The following is a 22176-nucleotide window of genomic DNA, read 5'->3' as shown; positions in this document are numbered from 1 at the left end:
GGTAGAAAAGCTTAAGCAGCTTCGATATTCACCGTGCGGCTGAGACGACGGACTTCTTCGTCGTTGAGCAGGCCGCCGGCGCGCAGCAGGCTGGCGAAACGGCCGTTGCGCAGCGACAGCTCGGCAAAGCCGCCCATCTCGACCACCTTGCCCTTGTCCATGAACACGACCAGGTCGGCATCGCGAACGGTGGTCAGGCGGTGAGCGATGATGAAGGTCGTTCGGTTGCGCCGCAACTCGTCAATGGCTTCCTTGACGCGATCCTCCGTCTCGACGTCCAGCGCGCTGGTCGCCTCGTCGAGTACCAGGATCGGCGCATTCTTGAGCACGGCGCGTGCAATCGCGATACGCTGACGCTCGCCGCCCGAAAGCTGGCCGCCGCGCTCGCCGACGATGGTGTCGTAGCCGCCGCTCTTGGACAGGATGAAGTCCTGCGCGGCGGCGGCATTGGCGGCTGCGTGGATTTCATCGTAGCTCGCCTCGGCGCGGCCGACGCGGATGTTGTCCTCGATCGAGCGGTTGAGCAGGCCAGCGTCCTGGAACACGGTAGCGATCGAATGGCGCAGCGACTTGCGGGTCACCGAGCGGGTGTCGATGCCGTCGATCAGGATACGGCCGCTGGACGGCGTGAAGACACGCTGCAACAGGTTGATAAGCGTCGTCTTGCCAGCGCCGGTCGGTCCGACGATGGCGACTGTCTGCCCAGCCTGCACCTCGAACGAGACGTCGTCGATGCCGTGCCCGGAATTACCGAACTCGAAGTTGACGTTCTCGAACCGGACATGACCAGTGACATTGGTGAGGTCGCGCAAGCCATCCGGCTCGGCTGCGTCGGCAGCGGAGTCTTCGAGGCGATAGAAGTCCTCGAGCTTCGCCCTCGCCTCGGAAATCTGAGTGGTGAAGGCCGACACCTGATCAAGACGCGCAATCAGCATTCCGGCAAAGCCGGTGAAGGCAACGACATCGCCTACGCGCAGCTGTCCACGGGTGACGAGATAAGCGCCAATCGACAGCACGATCATCATCGAGATCGTCGACGACAGGCGGTTCAACGCGTTGGCGATCGCCCACCAGTCGAGCACGGGGTTTTGCGCATCGAGAAGGTCCTTGACGTAACGCTTCAACGTCGCGGTCTCGTGCCCGATGCGGTTGTAGCTCTGCAGCACGGCGACATTGCTGACGCTATCGGACACATGGGCAAAGACGGTGTGGTAGTGGCGCTCAACGGCGGTCTGGCCCGACTTGGTGTGGCGCATGACGATGCGACCGATGGCAACGTAAAGCACGCCAAGGCAAAGCAGCACGAGCGACATGCGGATATCCATGGCCATCGCCGTCGGCACCAGCAGCACCAGCGCGATGGCCGTCGACAGATGCACGCGCATGAACTCAAGCCAAAGGCTGAACAGGGTCTCGACGGCGCGCAGCAGCGTGTGCAGCGAATTGGAGGTGCCGCGCTGATGATGCCAAGCAAGCGGCATGGTGATCACGCGCTCGAAGGATTGGCACAACACTTCCGAACGGCGGGCATGGGCAAAGCGATCAGCCCCGCGCGCCACCAACACGAAGGCGACGACGTTGAAGGCGCCAAGAGCGGCCCAAATGGCGAGCGTCGAAAACACCGCGCCTTTTTCGGATATGGCGCCGATGACGCGGCCCAGCAGGATCGGCTCGAGGATTGCAATCGCGGCAAGCGCGATATTCGCACCGCAGATCAACGCTACGCGTTTCCTGTCCGCTGCGAGATAACCCAGCGCTCTCCAGTAGATTTGCAGAAGTGACACTTCAGCTACTCCGCCAAACATTCATTGTGCAGTGCACCATTTCTTGACACGTACCGGTTAACGGGTCGCAAAACAATGCCCGTCTATCTCTTCCGTTCCCAATCTGCGAACAAAAGATGACGACGTTGCGAAATCTGCCGTGATCACCTAACGGTTTGAGATAAAAGGTGAAATGTCAGCCTTGCGGCGAAATCGTGGCATCGATCCGGCGCTGCCACATTTTTAATCACCCGCGTCCGGCAGCGCCAATACATAAGAAGCAGGGCTGCTTTGCGCCATGCGCATGACCAAATAGAAACGCGCGCCTTGAAAGGCGCGCGCAAATTGGTTCAAGCCTTTGATTTTACGTGGGTATCTTGACGACCACCTCGGTCTTGTCACCGGCTTTCGGCTCAAAGCCGGAAGACTTTGTCTTGGTTCCATTGACTTCGAGCGAGATGGTCTTGGCCTTTTTGTCGCGGATGACGCGAACCCGGACCTCGGCCCCCAGCATCTTGAGCGTTGCCGAGTAACCGTCCCAGTGGCTGGGCAGTTTGGGCCGGAACGTGATCTGCTTGCCGCGCCGCTCGATGCCCAGAATGCCTTCGACGGCAGCACGGTAGAGCCATCCGGCTGAGCCCGTGTACCAGGTCCAGCCACCCCGACCGCCCTTGCCTTCACCCGAATAGATGTCGGCGGCGACGACGTAGGGCTCGACCCGGTAGTGCTCGGCCGACGCATCGTCGAGCGCATGGTTGACCGGGTTCAGCATCGAGAAGCAGCGATAGGCATCGTCGGTGCGGCCCATTTCGGCGAGCGCGATGACGAACCAGGTCGCTGCATGGGTGTACTGGCCGCCGTTCTCGCGCACGCCCGGCGGGTAGCTCTTGATGTAGCCGGGGTCCTTTTGCGTGTTCTGGAAGGCCGGCGTGAACAGCTTGACGATCTTGAGCTTGTCTTCGACCAGCAGGTTCGTCGCCTGCTGCATCGCCGTGGTCGAACGCGCCGGGTCGCCCTCGCCGGAGAGCACGCTCCACGACTGCGCGATCGAGTCGATCTTGCACTCGTCCGAATTGTGCGAGCCGAGGGGCGTGCCGTCATCGTAGCTGCCGCGCCGGTACCATTGGCCGTCCCAGGCGGTGCTTTCCAGTGCTCGCTTCAGCACGTCGGCGTGTTTTGTCCAGGCCTGCGCCCGCTTGGTGTCGCTTTGCCCCTTGGCGACAGCGGCAAAGTCGCCAAGCGTCTTCAGCAGGAACCAACCGAGCCAGACACTCTCGCCCTTGCCGGCCTCGCCGACGCGGTTCATGCCGTCGTTCCAGTCGCCGCCGAGGATCAGCGGCAGCCCGGCCGGACTGCTGCGCTTGACGGCAAGGTCGAGCGCCCGCGCGCAATGGTCGTAGAGCGAGGCATGCGTCTTGGAGATCTCGGGGGTGAAGAAGGCATCATGCTCGCCCTCGCCCAGAACCTGCCCGTCGATGAAGGGCAGCTGCTCCTTGAGTATCCCTGTATCGCCAGTCACCTCGATATACCTGTTGGTGGCGTGCGCCAGCCAGACCACGTCGTCCGAGATCAGGGTGCGCACGCCGGCGTCGGTGCGCGGCAGCCACCAATGCTGGACGTCGCCCTCGGGGAACTGCCGGCGCGCCGCGTTGAGGATCTGGTCGCGCGCCAGTTTCGGATCATGCGCCAGCAGGGCCAGCGTGTCCTGCAGCTGGTCGCGGAAGCCGAAGGCGCCGCTCGCCTGGTAGAAGGCCGAGCGGGCGCGGATGCGGCAGGCCAGGCTCTGATACGGCAGCCAGTGATTGACCATGGCGTCGAGTGCCTTGTCCGGCGTCTCGACCTGGATGGTGTCGAGGAAGCCGCGCCAGACGCGTTCATTGTCGGCAAGCCGCTGGTCGAAATCCTTGCCCGAATGGGTCTGCACCAACGCGCTCGCCGCGGCCGGATTGGCAGCATCGCCGAGCAGCCAGACGAGCGTGACGTCGCCGCCGGCGGGGATGTCGACGTCGCTGGCGACAGCCGCGCAAGGATCATCGCCTGCCTCGACGCGGCCCGACAGGCCGGCGCCGCTGACCACGGCGTGCGGGAAGGCGCTGGTGCCTTGCCTGCCGATGAACTCGCCGCGATCGGCTGTCACCGAATGCACCGGCCCGGCAGCGGCCAGGAAGGCCACCCGGTCGCCGAAATCGAGCCCATAGGGGTTTTGCGCCAGAAGCGCGCCGGTCGCCGGATCCCTCGACGGGATGATGGTGGCCGCCGTGCTCGAACGATGGCTGCCGAGAACCCATTCGGCATAGGCATAGACGCGCAGCCGCGCCGGTGCCGAGCCCGAGTTCTGGATGCGCAGGCGCGTGATCTTCACCGGATCGGTGGGATCGACCACATGCGTCAGATCCATCGACAGCGGGCCGCGCTTCGACCGGAAGGTCGAAAAGCCCTGGCCGTGCCACGTCTCGTAAGTCATTGAGGGATCGCGCACTACGGCGGCAAGCGGCGAGAACGCCTTGCCGCTTGCATAGTCGTAGATGTAAACGCCCTCGCCCGGTCGGTTGGTGACCGGATCGTTCGACCATGGCGTCAGCTGGTAGTCGCGGCTGTTGCGGCTCCAGGTGAAGGCGGCCCCCTCAGCCGAGACATGGAAGCCGAACGAGGCGTTGGAGACGACGTTGATCCAGGGCTGCGGCGTCGTGCGCCGGCCGGCAAGGCGGGTGACGTAGTGGCGGCCATCGCCTTCGAAACCGCCGAAGCCGTTCCATTGGCTGAGGCCGCTGCCGTCGGCACTGGCGTCAGACGCAGCATGGTATGCAGGCGCCACCGGCACTGGCAGAGCCGTTTCGCGAAGGGTCGCGGCGCCCGCCGGCTGCAAGGCATCGCGGGCCTGCAAGGCCGCCGCCTCGGCGCGCTCGATCTGGTCGAAGATGGTGCCATTGCGGGTGTGCAGCACGACGCGGGCGACGGCCAGCAACGTCTTGTAGGTCGCCTCGTCCATCAGGTCGCGGCGCACCGCGAAGATATGCTGGCGCGGCCCGAGCTCCTTGCCACGCAAGCGGCTGTTTTCGCACAGCGTCTCGACCGCGCGCTGCAGGTCCTGCACATAGGATGAGGCCTGCTCATTGACGACGACGAAGTCGATCATCATGCCGCGGGCGCGCATATACTCCTGGAAGCGCAGCGCCTGGGCGACGATTTCGAGGTCGGCGACGTCGCCGATACGGACCAGGAAGATCGGGAAATCGCCGGAGATGCTGGTCGGCCACAGGCTGGACTGCTTGCCCAGCCCCGAAGCAATGGATTCGGCCGGCAGGCGCAGGAACGGATCGGGATAGATCAGGTAGCGCGCCAGCTTCTGAACATTGGCGGCGTCGGTCAGGCTCAGACCAAGGTGGCGGGTCTGCACCTGGCTACGCGTCCAGGCGAGCATCGCCTGGCGGGCAAAGCTTTCGGGATGGTCGAGCCTGGCGATGGCTTCGTCCAGTTCGGCGCGGTTGGCGCCAACGGCGGTCCAGAAGGTCAGCGAGATCTTCTTGTTGGCCGGCACCCGCACCTGCCGGCGCAGCGCCGCGACCGGGTCGAGCGTGAAGCCATGATGGCCGCCAAGTTTGGCGCCTGGGTCGAAAGCGGCGGCCTCGGCGATGGTGCGGCCACGGCCGATAAAGGCGCGGCGGTCGGTCTCGGCCTCGGCATCGCGTGCCGATCCCGAGGGATCGGTGACGAAATGCACCATGGTGAGGTCGGGCTCGTTCTTATCGCGCTTGCGCCTGGTGGCGAAGATGGCGCCGTTGTTGGCTGATATCTCGGTCTCGATGAACATTTTCGAGAATGCCGGATGGGCGTTGTCCGAAGCTTCGTTGCCCAGCACCAGTTCGGCAAAGGAGGTCACCTCGATGTGCCGATCAGTGGCGCCGTCATTGTAGAGCGTGACGCGCCGTCCCTCGCCATTGCCTTCCGAGATGACGATGCACTCGACCTCGGAACGCAGCGAGCCAACCGATTTGACGAAGCTAGCCTTGTCGTCGGAAAACAGCGTCTGCACTGTCTCGCCGGTCGCCTGCTTTGGCTCTGCGGTGGCCGACCACCAGTCGCCGCTGCCGGCATCCCTGAGGAAGATGTAGGAACCGAGCCGGTCTTCGGTCGGATCGGGCTGCCAACGGGTGACGGCGAGTTCGCCCCAGCGGCTGTAGCCGGAGCCGGTTGCCGAGACCATGACGGAGTAACGGCCGTTGGACATCACGCTGGTGGCGCGCAGCGCCTTCAGCGGGTCGAGGACAATGCGGGAATCCGGGCTCTCGACCTCGGTCTCGTCCTTCGAGCGCTCGTCGGCTTCTGTCCTGACGGTGGCGGTCGGGATGTCGCGCGGCGCCCTCTCCTGCAGCAGGAGCTCTGCTGATTCGATCACCGGGTCGCTGTGGAAGCGGTCGCGCAGCCGGCCTTCGAAAATGGCGTCGGCAACGGCGGCGATCGACATGCCGGAATGGTGGGCCATGTAGTTCAGCACGACGGCGTGGTCGGTGCCTTCCGGCACGCGCTGCGGCGTGAAATCGACGGCGTCATAAAAGCCGTGCCGGCCCATCGCGCCGATAGAGCGCAGCCTGGCGAGATTCTGGACGGATTCGCGCGGCGTGAACTGCGCTGCAAGGATCGTGGCATAGGGCGCGATCACCGTGTTCTGGCCAAGACCGCGCTTGAGGCCAAGTCCGGGCACGCCGAAATTGGTGTACTGGTAGGTCAGTTCGCGGTCGCGGGCGTTGTAGGCCGCTTCCGAAATGCCCCACGGCACGTTCTTCGAGCGCGCATACTGGATCTGGCGCTTGATGATCAGCTTGCTGGTCTGGTTGAGGATCGAGCCCTGCGGCTCCTTCATTACCAGCGGCGGCATCAGATATTCGAACATCGAGCCCGACCAGGACATCAGCGCGCCCTGGAAGCCTATTTCGACAATCGGCCGTCCGAGCCGGAACCAGTGCTCGGTCGGCAGATCGCCCTTGGCGATGGCAAACAGGCTGGTAAGCCGCGCCTCGGAGGCCAGCAGGTCGTAGCAGCTTTCGTCGAGCTGGTGTTCCTCGACCCGGTAGCCGATCGAGAGCAGTTTTCTTTCCTGCCGCATCAGGAAGGAGAAATCCATCTCGAAGGCATAACGGCGGCAGCGCTCGCGCAGCGCCAAGAGCTTGGCGCGCAAGGCCTCGACGGCGTTCTCGTCGCTGTGCGAGTCGTGCACATGCGCCTCGCAGGTCGCTTCCAACCGCGCTGCCCAGTCGGCGATGACGTCGCTGCGCTGCGATCCGGCCTCCGTGTGGATGGCGGTGGCGAGCTTGCGGATTTCGCCAGCAAGCACGGCCAGATTGATGGTGCGGATCGAGGCCATCTCCGGCTGCGCCTTGATGGTCAGGACGGCACGCCGCATGCCGTCGAGTCGGTCGGCGAGCCGCTGGCGCAGCGGGCGGAGCTGGCGGCGGTCATCGGGCAGGTCCTCGAGGCTCTCGTCGAGGATGGTCACCGTGTCGAGGACGCCTTCGAAATCGCCCTGCAGATGGACGGACGGGGCTTCCGCCCATTCGGCGCAGGCAGCCGCCACCGCCACCAGATGGCCGGCGAGATTGCCGCTGTCGACCGCCGAGATATAGAGCGGATAGAGCGGCTTCAGCGTCGTGGTGTCATACCAGTTGAAGAGATGACCGCGATTGCGCGGCATGCTCTCGATGGTCGTCATCGTCGCGTCGATGCGAGTGATGGCGTCAGAGAGCGCAATCCAGCCGAAATCGCGCGCCGATATCACCGACAGCAGATAGACGCCGATATTGGTCGGCGATGTCCGCGGCGCCACCACCGGCGCAGGGCTTTCCTGGAAATTGTCGGGCGGCAGGTTGTGATGTTCGGCGGTGACGAAGGTTTCGAAATAATGCCAGGTGCGCCGCGCCACTGTGCGCAGCGCATGGATGTCGGCCTGCGATATGCGCAAGCGGTCCTCGGTCTCGGCGGAACGGCTGATCCAGCAGGCAACCGCCGGCGAGCCGATCCAGAACAAAGCGAAGAAGAAGGCGACGAAGGCGCCGGTGGAATCGGCCAGCACGGGGATAGCGAGACCGACGACGCCGATGATCACGGCGCCATACATCATGCTGTAATAGGAGCCGAGGTCGTTGTCGCCGCCCTTGTGCGCCTGCGACGCCGTGCGCCATTCCAGGAGGTTCTGGCGGCTGACGAACAGGCGGTAGAGCGTGCGCACGATGGCGTCGCCCATCATCCAGGCATTGTGCGCCATCAAAAGCACTTTCAGCGCCACCAACGCGGTGCCGAAGACAGTGTCACGCGCCAGCGCGGAGAAATGGCCGCGCGGCGTCTGGTCGCCGCTTTTGGGCAAGATGGCGTTGATGACATCGAAAGTCGGCGCCATGAACAGCGAGAGGATGAGCAGCGCCTGCCATTGCGCGGCCTGCGTGAAGGGCAGCAGCGTCCAGCCGGCGATCGCCGCCATCACCCAGAAGAACGGGGTGAGCGAGCGGCGCAGATTGTCGATCATCTTCCAGCGCGACAGCGCCGGCACGCCGGAACGCGGGCTGAAGATGAAGCGCAGCAACTGCCAGTCGCCACGCGCCCAGCGGTGATGACGCGAGGCGTCGACCGAATAGCGGGTCGGATAGTCCTCGACCAGTTCGACGTCGGTGACGAGCGCCGCACGGGCCAGCGCACCTTCAAGCAGATCGTGGCTGAGGACGCTGTTTTCCTCGATGCGTCCCTTCAGCGCCGCCTCGAAGGCGTCGACGTGATAGAGGCCCTTGCCGGTGAACGAGCCGTCGCTGAAGACGTCCTGGTAGAGATCCGACACGGCAAAGACATAAGGGTCGAGACCGCTGTTGGCCGAGAAGACGCGCTGGAAGAAAGAGGCGTCGTCGCCGCTGGTGAGCGATGCCGTGATGCGCGGCTGGAGGATGGTGTAGCCGGCGGTGACGACACGCTTTGCCGCGTCGAAATGCGGGCGGTTGAGCGGATGGGCGAGCTTGCCGACCAGCCACGACACGGCGTCGCGCGTGGTGCGCGTGTCGGCGTCCAGCGTCATGACGTAGACGACCTTTTCCGGCAGCGGCACATCAAGCGGCAGGAAGGTGGTGTCGCTGTCGCCGCGCAAGAGAAGGTTCAGCTCATGCAGCTTGCCGCGCTTGCGCTCCCAGCCCATCCAGGCGCCCTGCGCCTGGTTGTAGAGCCGGCGGCGGTGCAGGATATAAAAACGCGGCGCGCCTTCGGAGGGGTAGCGGGCATTGAGCCTGGCGATCTCGTCGCGTGCAAATTGCAGGATCTCGATATCGGCGGCGTCAATCTCGGTCTTGGAATCCGGCCAATCGGATAGCAGCGCGAAATGGATTTCGTCCGCGGTATTGGCGAGGTGATGCACCTCGATGTTGCGGATGTTTTCCTCGACGTCGTCGCGCGAGCCGATCAGCGACGGAACCACGACCAGCGTGCGTGAGACGGCCGGGATGCCGTGCTTGTAGTCATAGCCGACAAGCCGCGTCGGCTTCAGGAACAGCGAAACAACGGTGTTGAAGAAAGCGAGCGCACCTTCGCTGGCCGGCACCGCAAACAGCGCCAGCATGAGCGTAATCGAGGGAACCGAGAGGCCGAGATGGGCAAGCGCGTTGCCGGAGAGCACCAGCAGCAGCACCGTCAGCAGGAAGACGGGCACCACGATGCCCAGCCAGCCGGTGCTGGTGAAGGCGCGCTTGAAAGTCACATAGAAAGGCGGCCGGTAGCCGATCGCCTTTTCCAGGTCCGGCCGGCGCGGGCCGACCAGGAAGAAGCCGACATCGGTATGCATGGTCGGATCGGCTGATGCATCCGGCACGCCGGAGGCATCGGTGACGCCCGGCACATGGCCGGCAAGCTCGATCGCCTTCTCGGCGACGCGGAATTCGGAAAGGTCGGAACGGCGCGCCAGTTGCTCGATCGACGTGCGGTACTGGTCACGCGAAAAGAAATCGAGCGCGGCGAAATCTGTACGTTCGCGCAGCAGCGTGTCGATGCGGCTGACGCCTTCGAACCAGACCGTCCAGTCGACGTCGTTGATAAGCCGCAGACCGCGGATGATGTTGCCGGTGGTGACATTGCCGCTGGACAGCGTGCGATGCTCGGAAATGATGATTTCCTCGGCATCGGAGCCGGTCTTCTCGAGCTCGACCTCCAGCCATTCCAGCGCCCTGCCGGCATTTTGCGAGCCGTCGCGCAGGCGGTAGAGCAACTGCGTGGCAAAGGTGGTGTCCTGGGCGTGCGCGCCATAGCTCGACAGGATCTTCTGCCGGTCGGCATTGTCGTCGGTCGCCAGAACCCGGTCGGCGACCTCATTGGCGATGTGGCGCATCTGCCTGGTGCGGTCGACCCGCACGGCGATGCGGCGCAGGTTTTCGATCAGCACGAAGCGCAGCAGCGACGGCAGCGCCCAGAGTTCACCGATCTTCAGCGGCTCGACCGACTGAAAACCCTCGACGATGGCCTTGAACATGGTCGCCGAGACCGAACTGTCGGAATGGGAGACATAGCTCCAGGCCAAGGCCAGCGCGCGCGGCACGGCCGCGCCATCGGACAGTTTCAGGGTCGGCAACTGCCGGTAGAAACGGCGCGGCAGGTCGCGCTTGACCTGAAAGATGGTTTCCTCGACCAGATAATTGTTGTCGAGCAGCCATTGTGCGGCAGGCGTGATGGTTTCGCCCCTGGTCTGCGCGGCATTGGTCGAACGGTAAACTTCGAGGATCTTCTTGGCGCTGTCGCGGATGCGGGCCTGGAACTCGAACGGCGTCAGGCCGAACAGGTCCTTGACGTCGCCCTTGGCGAGGCTGTCGCCCAGCGCGCGCAGACGCTCTTCTGGCAGGAAATTGGCGCGTATCGGCTCTTCGGTGATGGCCGGGAAGCTGGCGCTGGTCTTTTCGATCTGGGCAGGATTTGTTTGGATATTCATTGAAAATTCCGCATGGGGGACGCGATGCGGCGTCACCGCCACGGCAATGTCCCTAAAACCGATTCAAATGCAATTGGTTGCATATTACACTGGCCGAAAGTTTTGCTTCGCACCGCGCCAGGGGCGTTATCCCTTCGACATTTCAAGGAGGGGCTTTCGACAACTCAAGGACGAGCACCCCTACCCTCCCGTCCACCTTGGAACGACGGAAGGATTCAGGCTTTTTCGTGATCCAGGCAACAGCTTACGCCAGATTTCTCCGGAGTGCGATCATGTTTGGCAACAGGCGTTAATCGTTGCTGGTAGCGCGGCTAGCCCAGGCTGGCGATCCGGATCACGAACACGGTCGCCGGCCGCACCGGTTCCACGTGCAATTGCGGCACGTCTGGGCCGATCACGAGCGCGTCACGAGGTCCAAGCCGGGACGGTGTCGGGTCGGTCACGCCGACCTCGCCGTCGAGCGGCAGGATAAGGGTCGTTGCGGTCGTCGGGCGGATATCGGTCGGGGCTGAAACCATGAGGCGCTCGACCGTATGGGTCGCCCGCCCGCGGCGGGTCATGACGTTGAGGTCGGTGATCGGGCCAGAGATGAGCGCAGCCGTGGTCACCACATCGGCGGGGAAGGACAGCGGGGCGGAGGCTCCGGTCACCTCGGCAGGCGGCCGGCCGGCAATGTCGAGGATGATGCCCTCGCCTTCCAGCACAGCAAGCGTGCGGTCGACGCCGGCAAAGCCGGAGAACAGGCCGCCGCCTTCGACACGCGCCATCGAGACGCGCCAGTCGAAGTCGTCGAGCCCGGCACCGTCAGGCACAACGGCGATTTCGGTCGTCGTGCCGCCGCCATTCTTCCACGGCATGGAGCGGTAGTCGGCGGCACGAAGGATGCGCATGGCTAGCCCTCCGCTATGGCTACGGGCGTTCGAAACTCGAAAAGCCGATTCTGCGGCTTTTCGCCTGCCTGCGGCCGGACGTTTCTCACCCCAGAATGCCCGGCAGGTTGAGCTGATGCCCTTTGGCGCACTCAATGGCGATGTCGTAGCCGGCATCGGCGTGGCGCATGACGCCGGTCGCCGGGTCGTTCCACAACACGCGCTCCAGGCGCCTTGCGGCGTCCGGCGTGCCGTCGGCGACGATGACCATGCCGGAATGCTGCGAAAAGCCCATGCCGACGCCGCCGCCATGGTGCAGCGACACCCAGGTGGCGCCGGACGCGGTGTTGAGCAGCGCGTTGAGCAACGGCCAGTCGGAGACGGCGTCGGAGCCGTCCTTCATCGCTTCCGTCTCGCGGTTCGGCGACGCCACCGAGCCGGAATCGAGGTGGTCGCGGCCGATGACGACGGGCGCCTTGAGCTCGCCCTTGGCCACCATCTCGTTGAAGGCGAGGCCGAGGCGGTGGCGGTCGCCGAGGCCAACCCAGCAGATGCGCGCCGGCAGGCCCTGGAACGAGATACGCTCACGCGCCATGTCCAGCCAGTTGTGCAGATGGGTGTTGCCGGGGGTGAGCTCGCGCACCTTGGCGTCGGTCTTGTAGATATCCTCGGGATCGCCCGAGAGTGCTGCCCAGCGGAACGGGCCGATGCCGCGGCAAAACAGCGGGCGGATATAGGCCGGCACGAAGCCGGGGAACGCGAAAGCATTTTCGAACCCTTCGTCCTTGGCGACCTGGCGGATGTTGTTGCCGTAGTCGAGCGTCGGCACGCCGGCGTTCCAGAAGGCCACCATCGCCTCGACATGCTCGCGCATCGACGCGCGCGCCGCCTTCTCTACGGCCTTGGGGTCGCTGACTCGCTTCTCGCGCCACTCAGCCATCGTCCAGCCCTTGGGCAGATAGCCGTTGATGGGGTCATGCGCCGAGGTCTGGTCGGTGACCATGTCGGGGCGAATGCCGCGCCGGAACATTTCCGGCACGATCTCGGCCGCATTGCCGAGCAGGCCGACGGATTTCGCTTCCCCGGCCTTGGTCCAGCGCTCGATCATTTCCATCGCTTCGTCCAGCGTCTCGGCCTTCTCGTCGACATAGCGGGTGCGCAGGCGGAAATCGATGGAGTCCGGATTGCATTCGATGGCAAGGCAGCAGGCGCCGGCCATGACGGCGGCCAATGGCTGAGCGCCGCCCATGCCGCCGAGACCGCCGGTCAGGATCCACTTGCCTTTGAGGTTGCCATTGTAGTGCTGGCGGCCGGCTTCGACGAAGGTCTCGTAAGTGCCCTGCACAATGCCTTGCGTGCCGATATAAATCCAGGAGCCGGCCGTCATCTGACCGTACATCATCAGGCCCTTCTTATCGAGCTCGTTGAATTTGTCCCAGGTCGCCCAGTGCGGCACGATGTTGGAGTTGGCGATGAGCACGCGCGGCGCGTCGGTGTGCGTCCGGAAGACGCCGACCGGCTTGCCCGACTGCACCAGCAGCGTCTCGTCCTCATTGAGTGTCTTCAGCGACGCGACGATGCTGTCGAAATCGTTCCAGGTGCGCGCGGCCCGGCCGATGCCGCCATAGACGACGAGCTCGTTGGGGTTTTCGGCAACATCCGGATCGAGGTTGTTCATCAGCATGCGCAGCGGCGCTTCGGTCGTCCAGTATTTGGCGTTGAGCTTGTCGCCGCGCGGCGCGCGCACTTCGCGGATGTTGTGGCGAGGGTTGTTCATCATTGTCCCTTTCGAGTAAGGCGGCGTCTCAGCGCCCGGCCCAGTCAATGGCGGATTGGAGGATTTTCGTCAGTGTGGCCCGCATCGGCGCGGCAAACGCGGCATCGTAAGGCACCGGCCAATTGTCCGGTTCGCCCTTGCCTTCGGGCTCGCGCAAATAGCCGCGATCGGCAAGTTCCATCTGCAGCGCATGGTAGCCGCCTTGCGGATTGCCGAAGTAGCGCGTGATCCAGCCGCCCTTGAAACGGCCGTTGATGACATTGCTTTCACCGCTTTCGGCCATGATCCGGCCGACCAGCGCCTGCAGCGCCGGGTCGGCGGTCTGGCCGTCATTGGTGCCGAGGTTGAACACCGGCAGCGTGCCATAGAACAGACGCGGCAGCACGGACCGGATCGAGTGGCAATCGTAGATGACGATTTTTTCGTGCAGGCCGCGCAGCCTGACGGCCTGGGCTGCCAGCATTTCATGGTAGGGCACGAAATAGGATATGCGGCGCTGGTCTATCTCCGACGGCGTCGGTTCGGCGCCGGGCAGATACAGTGGATCGCCGTCGAAGGTCTCGGTCGGGCAAAGCGTGGTCGTCGTCTGCCCAGGATAGAGCGAGGCGCCGGAGGGATCGCGGTTGACGTCGATGACGGTGCGCGAGATCGACGTATGCACAACCGTCGCACCGAGGCCGGCGGCAAAATCATAGAGATTGTCGATCCACCAGTCGCAATCGCGGCGGCCGAGCCAGGGCGAAACCAGCCGGTTGTCGATGCCGGCGAGATCGATGCCGGTGTGCGGGATCGACACCAGAAGAGGTGCGGTGCCTTCTGTGACTGTCAGCCAGTCGGTCATGTCAGGCTCCCGAAATCGAAGGCAGTGTCACCGCGCCGGCAGCCTTGATGGTGGCGCCGCTGCGCACCATGGCGATGGCCTTTTCGATGTCGGGATGGAAATGCCGGTCGGTGTCGAGATGCGGCACCTCGGCGCGAACCAGCTTGCGCACGGCTTCAAGGGCGGCGCTCGACGCCAGCGGCGCGTGGAAATCGCAGCCTTGCGCGGCGGCCAAAAGTTCGATGCCGATGACGGCCGTGGCATTCTCCACCATGCCGATCAGCCGGCGCGCGCCGTGCGCCGCCATCGAGACATGGTCTTCCTGGTTGGCCGAGGTCGGGATGGAATCGACGCTGGCCGGATAGGCCTTCTGCTTGTTTTCGGAAACCAGTGCCGCCGCCGTGACCTGCGGAATCATGAAGCCGGAGTTCAGGCCGGGCTTCGGCGTCAAAAACGCCGGCATGCCGGAGAGCGCCGGATCTACCAGCATGGCAATGCGGCGTTCCGACAGCGAGCCGATCTCGCAGACGGCGAGCGCGATCATGTCGGCGGCGAAAGCCACCGGCTCGGCGTGGAAATTGCCGCCGGAGAGCGCCGTATCGTCTTCGGCGAAGATCAGCGGATTGTCGGTGACGCCATTGGCTTCGGTGCCGAGCGTATCGGCGGCCTGACGCAACACGCTGAGGGCTGCACCCATTACCTGCGGTTGGCAGCGCAGGCAGTACGGGTCCTGCACGCGTTCGTCGCCGACGCGGTGTGATTCACGGATGGCGCTGCCAGCCATCAGGTTGCGCAAGGCGTCCGCCGTCTCGATCTGGCCGGGATGCTTTCTCAACAGATGAATGCGCGGATCGAACGGGGCGTCCGAGCCCTTGGCGGCATCGGTCGACAGCGCGCCGGCGACCAGGGCCGACTGATAGAGAACTTCGGCCTCGAACAGAGCGGCCAGCGCATAGGCGGTCGAGAATTGGGTGCCGTTGAGCAGCGCCAGCCCTTCCTTGGCGCCGAGCGTCACCGGCTCCAGGCCGTGCGAGACGAAAGCGACCTTGGCCGGGAAGCGGCCATGCGGGGTAAAGCATTCGCCGACGCCGATCATCACCGCGGTCATGTGCGACAGCGGCGCGAGATCGCCGGAGGCGCCGACCGAGCCTTGCGCCGGCACGACGGGGATGACGTCGTTGGCGAGCATTGCTTCCAGCAATTCGATGGTTTGCGGCCGCACGCCGGAAGCGCCTTGCGCCAGGCTGGCGAGTTTTAGCGCCATCATCAGCCGAACCACCGCGACCGGCGTCGGCTCGCCGACGCCGGCGGCATGCGACAGAACGATGTTGCGCTGCAGCGTTTCGAGGTCGGCGGCCGGAATACGGACGCTGGCCAGTTTGCCGAAACCGGTATTGATGCCATAGACCGGCTCACCCTTGGCGACGATGCGGGCGACTGCCTCGGCGCTGGCCTTGATCTTCGGGCGACAGGCAGCGTCGAGCTTCGGCACGGCGCCACGGTAGATCGCGCGCCAGTCGGCCAGCGTCGCATTGCCGGGCTTCAGGTTGAGTTCGGTCATTGTCCTCTCCAGATGCGGGCATGAAGCGGGTTGAAGCCCATGCGGTAGACGAGTTCGGCCGGGCGCTCGATGTTCCAAATCGCCAGGTCGGCAGATTTGCCTGCCTCGAGCGTGCCGGTCTGGCCGAGCAGGCCGAGCGCGCGGGCGGCCTCGCGGGTGGTGCCGGTCAGGCATTCCTCGACGGTCAGGCCAAACAGCGTCGCGGCCATGTTCATGGTCAGCAGCAGCGAGGTCAGCGGCGAGGTGCCGGGATTGTTGTCGGTGGCGACCGCCATCTTGACGCCGTGCTGGCGAAACAGGCCGATCGGCGGCTTCTTGGTTTCACGGATGAAATAAAAGGCGCCAGGCAGGATGGTCGCCACGGTGCCGGCCTTGGCCATCGCCGCAGCACCCGCCTCGTCGGTGTATTCAAGGTGGTCGGCCGAGAGTGCGCCATACCGCGCGGCTACGGCCGCGCCATGCAGGTTGGACAGCTGGTCAGCATGGAGTTTGACCGGCAGGCCGAGTGCCTTGGCCTTGTCGAAGACGCGGGCAATCTGCTCCGGCGAAAAGGCGATGCCTTCGCAGAAACCGTCGACGGCGTCCGCGAGGCCTTCAGCGGCAATGGCGGGCAGGATTGTGTTGGCGACCAGATCGACAAAAGCGTCCTTGTCGCCTTTGGCTTCCGGCGGCAGCGCATGCGCGCCGAGGAAGGAGGTGCGCACCGTCACCGGCCGCTCCTTATCGAGACGCCGGGCCGCGCGCAGCGACTTCTGTTCATTTTCGAGATCGAGCCCGTAACCCGACTTTACTTCCACCGTGGTGACGCCCTCGGCCATCAGCGCATCGAGGCGTGGCAGCGTCTGCGCAACCAACTCGTCTTCGCTGGCGGCGCGCAAGGATTTGACCGAGGAGACGATGCCGCCGCCGGCGCGGGCGACTTCCTCATAGGTAGCGCCGGCCAGCCGCATTTCGAACTCGTTGGCGCGGTTGCCGGCATGGACGAGATGGGTGTGGCAATCGATCAGGCCGGGCGTGATCCAGCGGGCTTCGCAGTCGGTGACCTCAGCGCCCTGACTCAAGGCTGACGGCATGTCGGCTTCCGGTCCGGCATAGACGATCACGCCGTCGCGGGCGGTGATCGCGCCCTTTTCGACGATGCCCAGTCCGGCTTCGCCTTCGGCCATGGTCGCCAGGCGCGCATTGCGCCAAAGGTGAAGGCCCCCTGCCCGACTTTTGTTCTGTGCCGCCATCATCTTTTTCCGTTGATTGGATGGCGATTATGTATATACATATTGAAACGCACTGCAAGTGCATTGTTCATGGAATGCGGAGAAAAAACGTGACGGCGATCTTTGCGGAACAGGCGCTGCTGGCCGACGGCTGGCACGACAAGGTGCGAATCTCGTTGGCCGACGGTCGCATCGCGGCTGTCGAGCCAGGCTCCTCGCCGCAAGCCAACGACGAGCGGCACGCTATTGTTGTTCCAGGCATGCCGAACCTGCACAGCCACGCCTTCCAGCGCGGCATGGCAGGGCTGGCTGAACTGCGCGGCCCCTCCGCCGACAGTTTCTGGAGCTGGCGCGAGGTAATGTACCGCTTCGCGCTGTCGATGACGCCGGACCAGGTCGAGGCGGTCGCGGCGCAACTCTATGTCGAGATGCTGGAGGCCGGGTTCTCGCGCGTCGGCGAGTTCCACTATCTGCACCACGACCGCGACGGAAAGCCCTATGCCAACCTTGCCGAGATGGCCGAGCGCATTGCTGCAGCTTCAGCCGAGACCGGTATCGGCCTGACACTGCTGCCGGTGTTTTATGCGCACTCTTCCTTCGGCGGCGCTGCGCCCAACGAAGGCCAACGGCGTTTCATCAACGATGTGAATCGCTTCGGGCGCTTGCTTGAGAAAAGCCGCGAATCCGTTCGCGGATTGAATCAGGCTGTCGTCGGCGTTGCCCCGCACAGCCTGCGCGCCGCAACGCCGGAGGAACTCACCGCGGTCGCTGCTATGGCGCCGGATGGGCCGATCCACATTCACGTCGCCGAGCAGGTGAAGGAGGTCGAGGACTGCCTGGCCTGGTCCGGTGCGCGGCCGGTCGAATGGCTGCTCGCCAATGCCGGGATCGACAAAAGCTGGTGCCTGATCCATGCCACCCACATGACCGAGACTGAGATCATCGGCATGGCGAAAAGCGGCGCCATTGCCGGGCTGTGCCCGATCACCGAAGCCAATCTCGGCGACGGCACCTTTGCCGCGCCGCTGTTTACCGAACAGGGCGGACGCTTCGGCGTCGGTTCGGATTCCAACGTGCTGATCGGCCTGCCGGACGAATTGCGCCAGCTCGAATATTCGCAGCGCCTTGCGCACCGCGCCCGCAATGTGCTGGCGGTGGCCGGCGGCTCGACCGGGCGCGCGCTGTTCGACGCCGCGCTCGACGGCGGCAGCACCGCACTTGGCGCCGGTCCGTCGCGGATCGCCGGCGGTGGCCCAGCCGATTTCGTCTCGCTCGACCAGAACCATCCCTCGCTGGCCGGCAAGAGCGGCGATGCCATCCTCGACGCCTGGATTTTTGCCAATGGCGGCAAGATCGATTGCGTCTGGGTGCATGGGAAAAAGCAGGTCAGCGGCGGCCGGCACGCCAGGCGCGAGGCGATTGCCGAGCGTTTTCGCCAAGTGATGATGGCGCTTTCGGCATGAGCATGATCGAGACAGCGGCGGTGGAAGGCGGCGGCTCGCTGCACCAGCGCATCCTGTCCGACATCAGCGAGAAAATCCTGTCCGGCGCCTGGGCGCCGGGATTTCGCATCCCGTTCGAGCACGAACTGACCGCTGAATACAATTGCTCGCGCATGACGGTGAACAAGGCGCTGTCGCAGCTGGCCAAGGCCGGGCTGATCGAACGCCGCCGCCGTTCGGGCAGTTTCGTGCGCCAGCCGCAGTCGCAAGCGGCGGTGCTGGAGATCCACGACATCAGGATCGAGGTCGAGGCGCTCGGCTTGGCCTATCGCTACGAGCGCGTGGCGCGGCAAAAGAGGCGCAGCAGCGCCGAGGATCGTGGCCTGCTGGAACTGGACGCCGCTGGACAGGTGCTGGCGCTGGAATGCCGGCATTTCGCCGGCAAGCGGCCGTTCGCGCACGAACAGCGGCTGATCAATCTCGCCGCTGTCGCGGAAGCCGCTGAGGAAGAATTTCTCGACATCGCCCCCGGCCCCTGGCTGATCGGCCGCGTGCCATGGAGCGAGGCCGAGCACCGCATCCGCGCGGTGGCGGCGGACAGGCACATTGCCGAAGCACTCGACATCGCAACCGGCGCGCCGTGCCTGGTGGTCGAGCGGCGAACCTGGAGCGCCGAGTATCCGGTGACGCAGGTGAGGTTCACATACGCCGCGGAGAGCCACACGCTGGTGGCGAGGTTCCGGCCTTCGCAGGGATAAGTGATCTCCCCCACGAGGGGGGAGATCAGCAGCTTCAACGCCTCAGATCGCCGCCGTAATGATAATCTCGACCACATATTCCGGGCCGGCGAGCTTGGCTTCGCCGGTGGCGCGGGCGGGCGTGTTGCCTTGCGGGACCCACTTGTCCCATTCCTTGTTCATCTCGGCGAAGGTGCCCATGTCGGCCAACCAGATGATCGCCTGCAGTATCTTGGTCTTGTCGGTGCCGGCCTTGGCCAGCAATTCGTCGATGGTGGCCAAGATCGACTTGGTCTGTTCGCCGACGCTGGCGCCAGGCGTTCCAACCTGACCGGCGAGGTAAACGGTATTGCCGTGAATGACGATCTGGCTCATGCGCGGGCCAACATCGATGCGACGAATGCTCATGGGAGGTTCCTTACCTGTTGTCGGAGGGGGCCTGTTTAGAGTTGGCGCTGGCTCCGGGCAAGGCCAACAGCGCGAAACCTCTTGAGCCTGGGTTGGATCTTAGGCCGCAAATGTCTATCTGCGCCGAGGGATTTCTTTCCGGCGCGGATTGCTGATCTCGTGCGAGAGTGGCAAGACTCCGGCCAAACCAGACGCGAGGATGAGAGCCATGGAATATCGCGAAATCAGCGAGGACTATTCGGTCTCGGGCCAGATCCAGCCCGAAGATGCCGCCACCATCAAGGAAGCCGGCTTCAAGAGCGTGATCTGCAATCGGCCGGATGACGAGCAGCCCGGCCAACCCTCGGCCGACAGCGTCAAGGCGGCGGTCGAAGCCGCAGGGCTGGCCTTCCGCTACATCCCGGTGATCAGCGGCCAGATCACGGCCGAAAATGTCGAGGACCAGGCCGAGGCGCTCGACGCGCTCGAAGGCCCGGTGTTTGCTTATTGCCGATCTGGAGCGCGGTGCACGAATTTGTATGGGCTGATCCAGCAGTCGAAGGGGTGACAGGTTACCGCGGGACAGTCCCCGAGGACTGGCAATCCTTCGCGCCCCCCTCTGTCCTGCCGGACATCTCCCCCACAGGTGGGGAGATTAGCAGCTTCGCCTATGGCGCTCTTACTGCAACGTTAGCGATTGGCGAAAGCCCACGCGACATCCGATCTCCCCCCTTGTGGGGGAGATGTCCGGCAGGACAGAGGGGGCGCTGTCCCGCCGGCTCATCCGATAAAACCCATGAAACTAAATCGGCAGCGCGCCGGTTTCTTTCAACGTCTCCAGCACGATTGCCGTCTTCACATGCTGCACCGATTCGTGCGGCAGCAGCACGCCGTTGACGAACTCCGACAGTGATTTGAGATCCGGCGTCACCACTTTCAGGATGTAATCCATCTCGCCGGTCAGCGCGTGCGCCTCCTGCACCTCGGGCAGCCGCGCCACCAGTTCGCCGAAGCGCCTGGCATTATCGCGATTGTGAGTGGCTAGCGTCACCGAGATGACGTTGACCAGCGAGAAGCCGAGCTTGTCGCGATCGAGCACGGCGCGATAGCCCTTGATGAAACCGTCCTCCTCCAGCCGCTGACGGCGGCGTGAGCATTGCGATGCCGACAGGTTCACCCGCTCAGAGAGGTCGTTGTTGGTGAGCCGCGCGTCGCCCTGCAAGAGAGCCATTATCTTGCGGTCGAATTGGTCGATGCGCGCATCATCCATGGATTTATCTCCAATCATGCATGAATTACGCACAACATGATCATTTCAAGCGTTTGAATGCAAGCACCGTGCGGCCGCTTCGCGCTATTATTGGATATCTCGTGGTCCGATGCGGCCACCATCCGTTTGGAGGAATGCCATGGGTCCCTTCCCGCACGACGCCCCGCCCGCAAAAATCAGCAAGGAGAACCCGGCCGGCACGGACGGCTTCGAATTCGTCGAGTTCGCGCATCCGGAGCCGCAGAAGCTTGCCGAACTGTTCACCCGCATGGGCTATGTCGCGGTGGCCAAGCATCGTACGAAGGACATCACCGTCTGGCGCCAGGGCGACATCAACTATGTCGTCAATGCCGAGCCCGGCTCGCATGCGATGAAGTTCGCCGACAAGCACGGTCCCTGTGCCGCCTCGATGGCCTGGCGTGTTGTCGATGCCAAGCACGCCTTCGACCATGCGGTGTCGAAAGGCGCCACGCCTTATGAAGGCGACGACAAGGCGCTCGACGTGCCGGCCATTGTCGGCATTGGCGGCTCGCTGCTCTATTTCATCGAGGCCTACGGCAAGAAGGGCTCGGCCTATGATGCCGAGTTCGAGTGGCTGGGCGAGCGCGATCCGCGGCCACAAGGCGTCGGTTTCTATTTCCTCGACCACCTCACCCACAATGTCTATCGCGGCCAGATGGACAAATGGTGGGATTTTTATCGCGAGCTGTTCGGCTTCAAGCAGATCCATTTCTTCGACATCGATGGCAAGATCACCGGCCTGGTCAGCCGTGCCATTACCTCGCCCTGCGGCAGGATCCGCATTCCGCTGAACGAGTCCAAGGACGAGACCAGCCAGATCGCCGAGTATCTCAAGAAGTACAATGGCGAAGGCATCCAGCACATCGCGGTCGGCACCGACGCCATCTATGAGGCCACCGACAAGCTTGCCGCCAACGGACTGAAATTCATGCCCGGCCCGCCCGACACCTATTACGACATGTCGCATGAGCGCGTGCACGGCCATGACGAGCCGATCGAGCGGATGAAGAAGCATGGCATCCTGATCGACGGCGAAGGCGTCGTCGATGGCGGCATGACCAAGATCTTGCTGCAGATCTTCTCCAAAACCGTGATCGGCCCGATCTTCTTCGAATTCATCCAGAGGAAGGGCGACGAAGGCTTTGGCGAAGGCAATTTCCGCGCACTGTTCGAGTCGATCGAGCAGGACCAGATCAAGCGCGGCGTGATCAAGGTGGACGGCAAAGCGGCGTAACGCCAGAATTACCAGCGTCGAGCCGCCCCTCACCTGCCTGCCGGCATCCTCTCCCCGTGAACGGCAGGGCTGTCCGGGGAAAGTGAGGGGTGAATCGAAATGCCACATGCGCATGCCCCGTAAGACGGCGGTTTTCCGTC

13 protein-coding genes are annotated in these 22176 nt (G+C 64.0%); 4 read left to right on the top strand and 9 right to left on the bottom strand.

Going from position 1 to position 22176, the window contains the following annotated elements:
- Window positions 1-11 precede the first annotated feature (11 nt).
- The 7 genes from FJV77_RS27470 to hutI form a co-directional block, all read right to left on the bottom strand.
- Complete coding sequence (locus tag FJV77_RS27470) at window positions 12-1784, bottom strand: glucan ABC transporter ATP-binding protein/ permease (RefSeq protein ID WP_142869652.1); 1773 nt, start codon at window positions 1782-1784, stop codon at window positions 12-14.
- A gap of 343 nt (window positions 1785-2127) precedes the next feature.
- On the bottom strand, window positions 2128-10707 hold the full coding sequence (locus FJV77_RS27465) for a glucoamylase family protein (RefSeq protein WP_142869651.1): 8580 nt from the start codon (window positions 10705-10707) through the stop codon (window positions 2128-2130).
- 311 nt (window positions 10708-11018) lie between these two features.
- A complete protein-coding gene (locus tag FJV77_RS27460) occupies window positions 11019-11597 on the bottom strand; it encodes a HutD family protein (RefSeq protein ID WP_142869650.1) in 579 nt (192 codons plus the stop codon).
- Window positions 11598-11682: 85 nt separating this feature from the next.
- A complete protein-coding gene (gene hutU / locus FJV77_RS27455) occupies window positions 11683-13353 on the bottom strand; it encodes a urocanate hydratase (RefSeq protein WP_142869687.1) in 1671 nt (556 codons plus the stop codon).
- A gap of 28 nt (window positions 13354-13381) precedes the next feature.
- Entirely contained in the window at window positions 13382-14194 is an 813-nt protein-coding gene (gene hutG / locus FJV77_RS27450; protein ID WP_142869649.1) for an N-formylglutamate deformylase, read from the bottom strand.
- A 1-nt stretch (window position 14195) separates the two neighbouring features.
- A complete protein-coding gene (gene hutH / locus FJV77_RS27445; protein ID WP_142869648.1) occupies window positions 14196-15734 on the bottom strand; it encodes a histidine ammonia-lyase in 1539 nt (512 codons plus the stop codon).
- On the bottom strand, window positions 15731-16966 hold the full coding sequence (gene hutI, locus FJV77_RS27440; RefSeq protein ID WP_142869647.1) for an imidazolonepropionase: 1236 nt from the start codon (window positions 16964-16966) through the stop codon (window positions 15731-15733). Before hutI ends, hutH begins: the two co-directional genes overlap by 4 nt.
- Window positions 16967-17055: 89 nt before the next feature.
- Between hutI and FJV77_RS27435 the strand changes: the two genes are divergently transcribed.
- Together FJV77_RS27435 and hutC are read left to right on the top strand one after the other, a co-directional pair.
- Complete coding sequence (locus FJV77_RS27435) at window positions 17056-18408, top strand: formimidoylglutamate deiminase (protein ID WP_142869646.1); 1353 nt, start codon at window positions 17056-17058, stop codon at window positions 18406-18408.
- Complete coding sequence (gene hutC, locus FJV77_RS27430) at window positions 18405-19145, top strand: histidine utilization repressor (RefSeq protein WP_142869645.1); 741 nt, start codon at window positions 18405-18407, stop codon at window positions 19143-19145. Before FJV77_RS27435 ends, hutC begins: the two co-directional genes overlap by 4 nt.
- A 42-nt stretch (window positions 19146-19187) precedes the next feature.
- On the opposite strand, the gene FJV77_RS27425 is transcribed toward hutC, so the two are convergent.
- The gene (locus FJV77_RS27425) at window positions 19188-19532 is read right to left on the bottom strand and encodes a RidA family protein (RefSeq protein ID WP_142869644.1); all 345 of its coding nucleotides are present in this window, start codon (window positions 19530-19532) and stop codon (window positions 19188-19190) included.
- Window positions 19533-19740: 208 nt separating this feature from the next.
- Between FJV77_RS27425 and FJV77_RS27420 the strand changes: the two genes are divergently transcribed.
- A complete protein-coding gene (locus tag FJV77_RS27420; RefSeq protein WP_142869643.1) occupies window positions 19741-20079 on the top strand; it encodes a TIGR01244 family sulfur transferase in 339 nt (112 codons plus the stop codon).
- Window positions 20080-20313: 234 nt separating this feature from the next.
- Here the strand turns inward: FJV77_RS27420 and FJV77_RS27410 are convergent, their stop codons facing one another.
- Complete coding sequence (locus tag FJV77_RS27410) at window positions 20314-20781, bottom strand: Lrp/AsnC family transcriptional regulator (RefSeq protein WP_142869642.1); 468 nt, start codon at window positions 20779-20781, stop codon at window positions 20314-20316.
- Window positions 20782-20920: 139 nt separating this feature from the next.
- On the opposite strand from FJV77_RS27410, the gene hppD reads away from it, so the two are divergent.
- On the top strand, window positions 20921-22036 hold the full coding sequence (gene hppD, locus FJV77_RS27405; RefSeq protein ID WP_142869641.1) for a 4-hydroxyphenylpyruvate dioxygenase: 1116 nt from the start codon (window positions 20921-20923) through the stop codon (window positions 22034-22036).
- Window positions 22037-22176: the final 140 nt, after the last annotated feature.

This window comes from Mesorhizobium sp. WSM4306, assembly GCF_007003975.1.
GTDB lineage: Bacteria > Pseudomonadota > Alphaproteobacteria > Rhizobiales > Rhizobiaceae > Mesorhizobium.
This window is presented reverse-complemented; position numbering and strand designations above follow the sequence as displayed.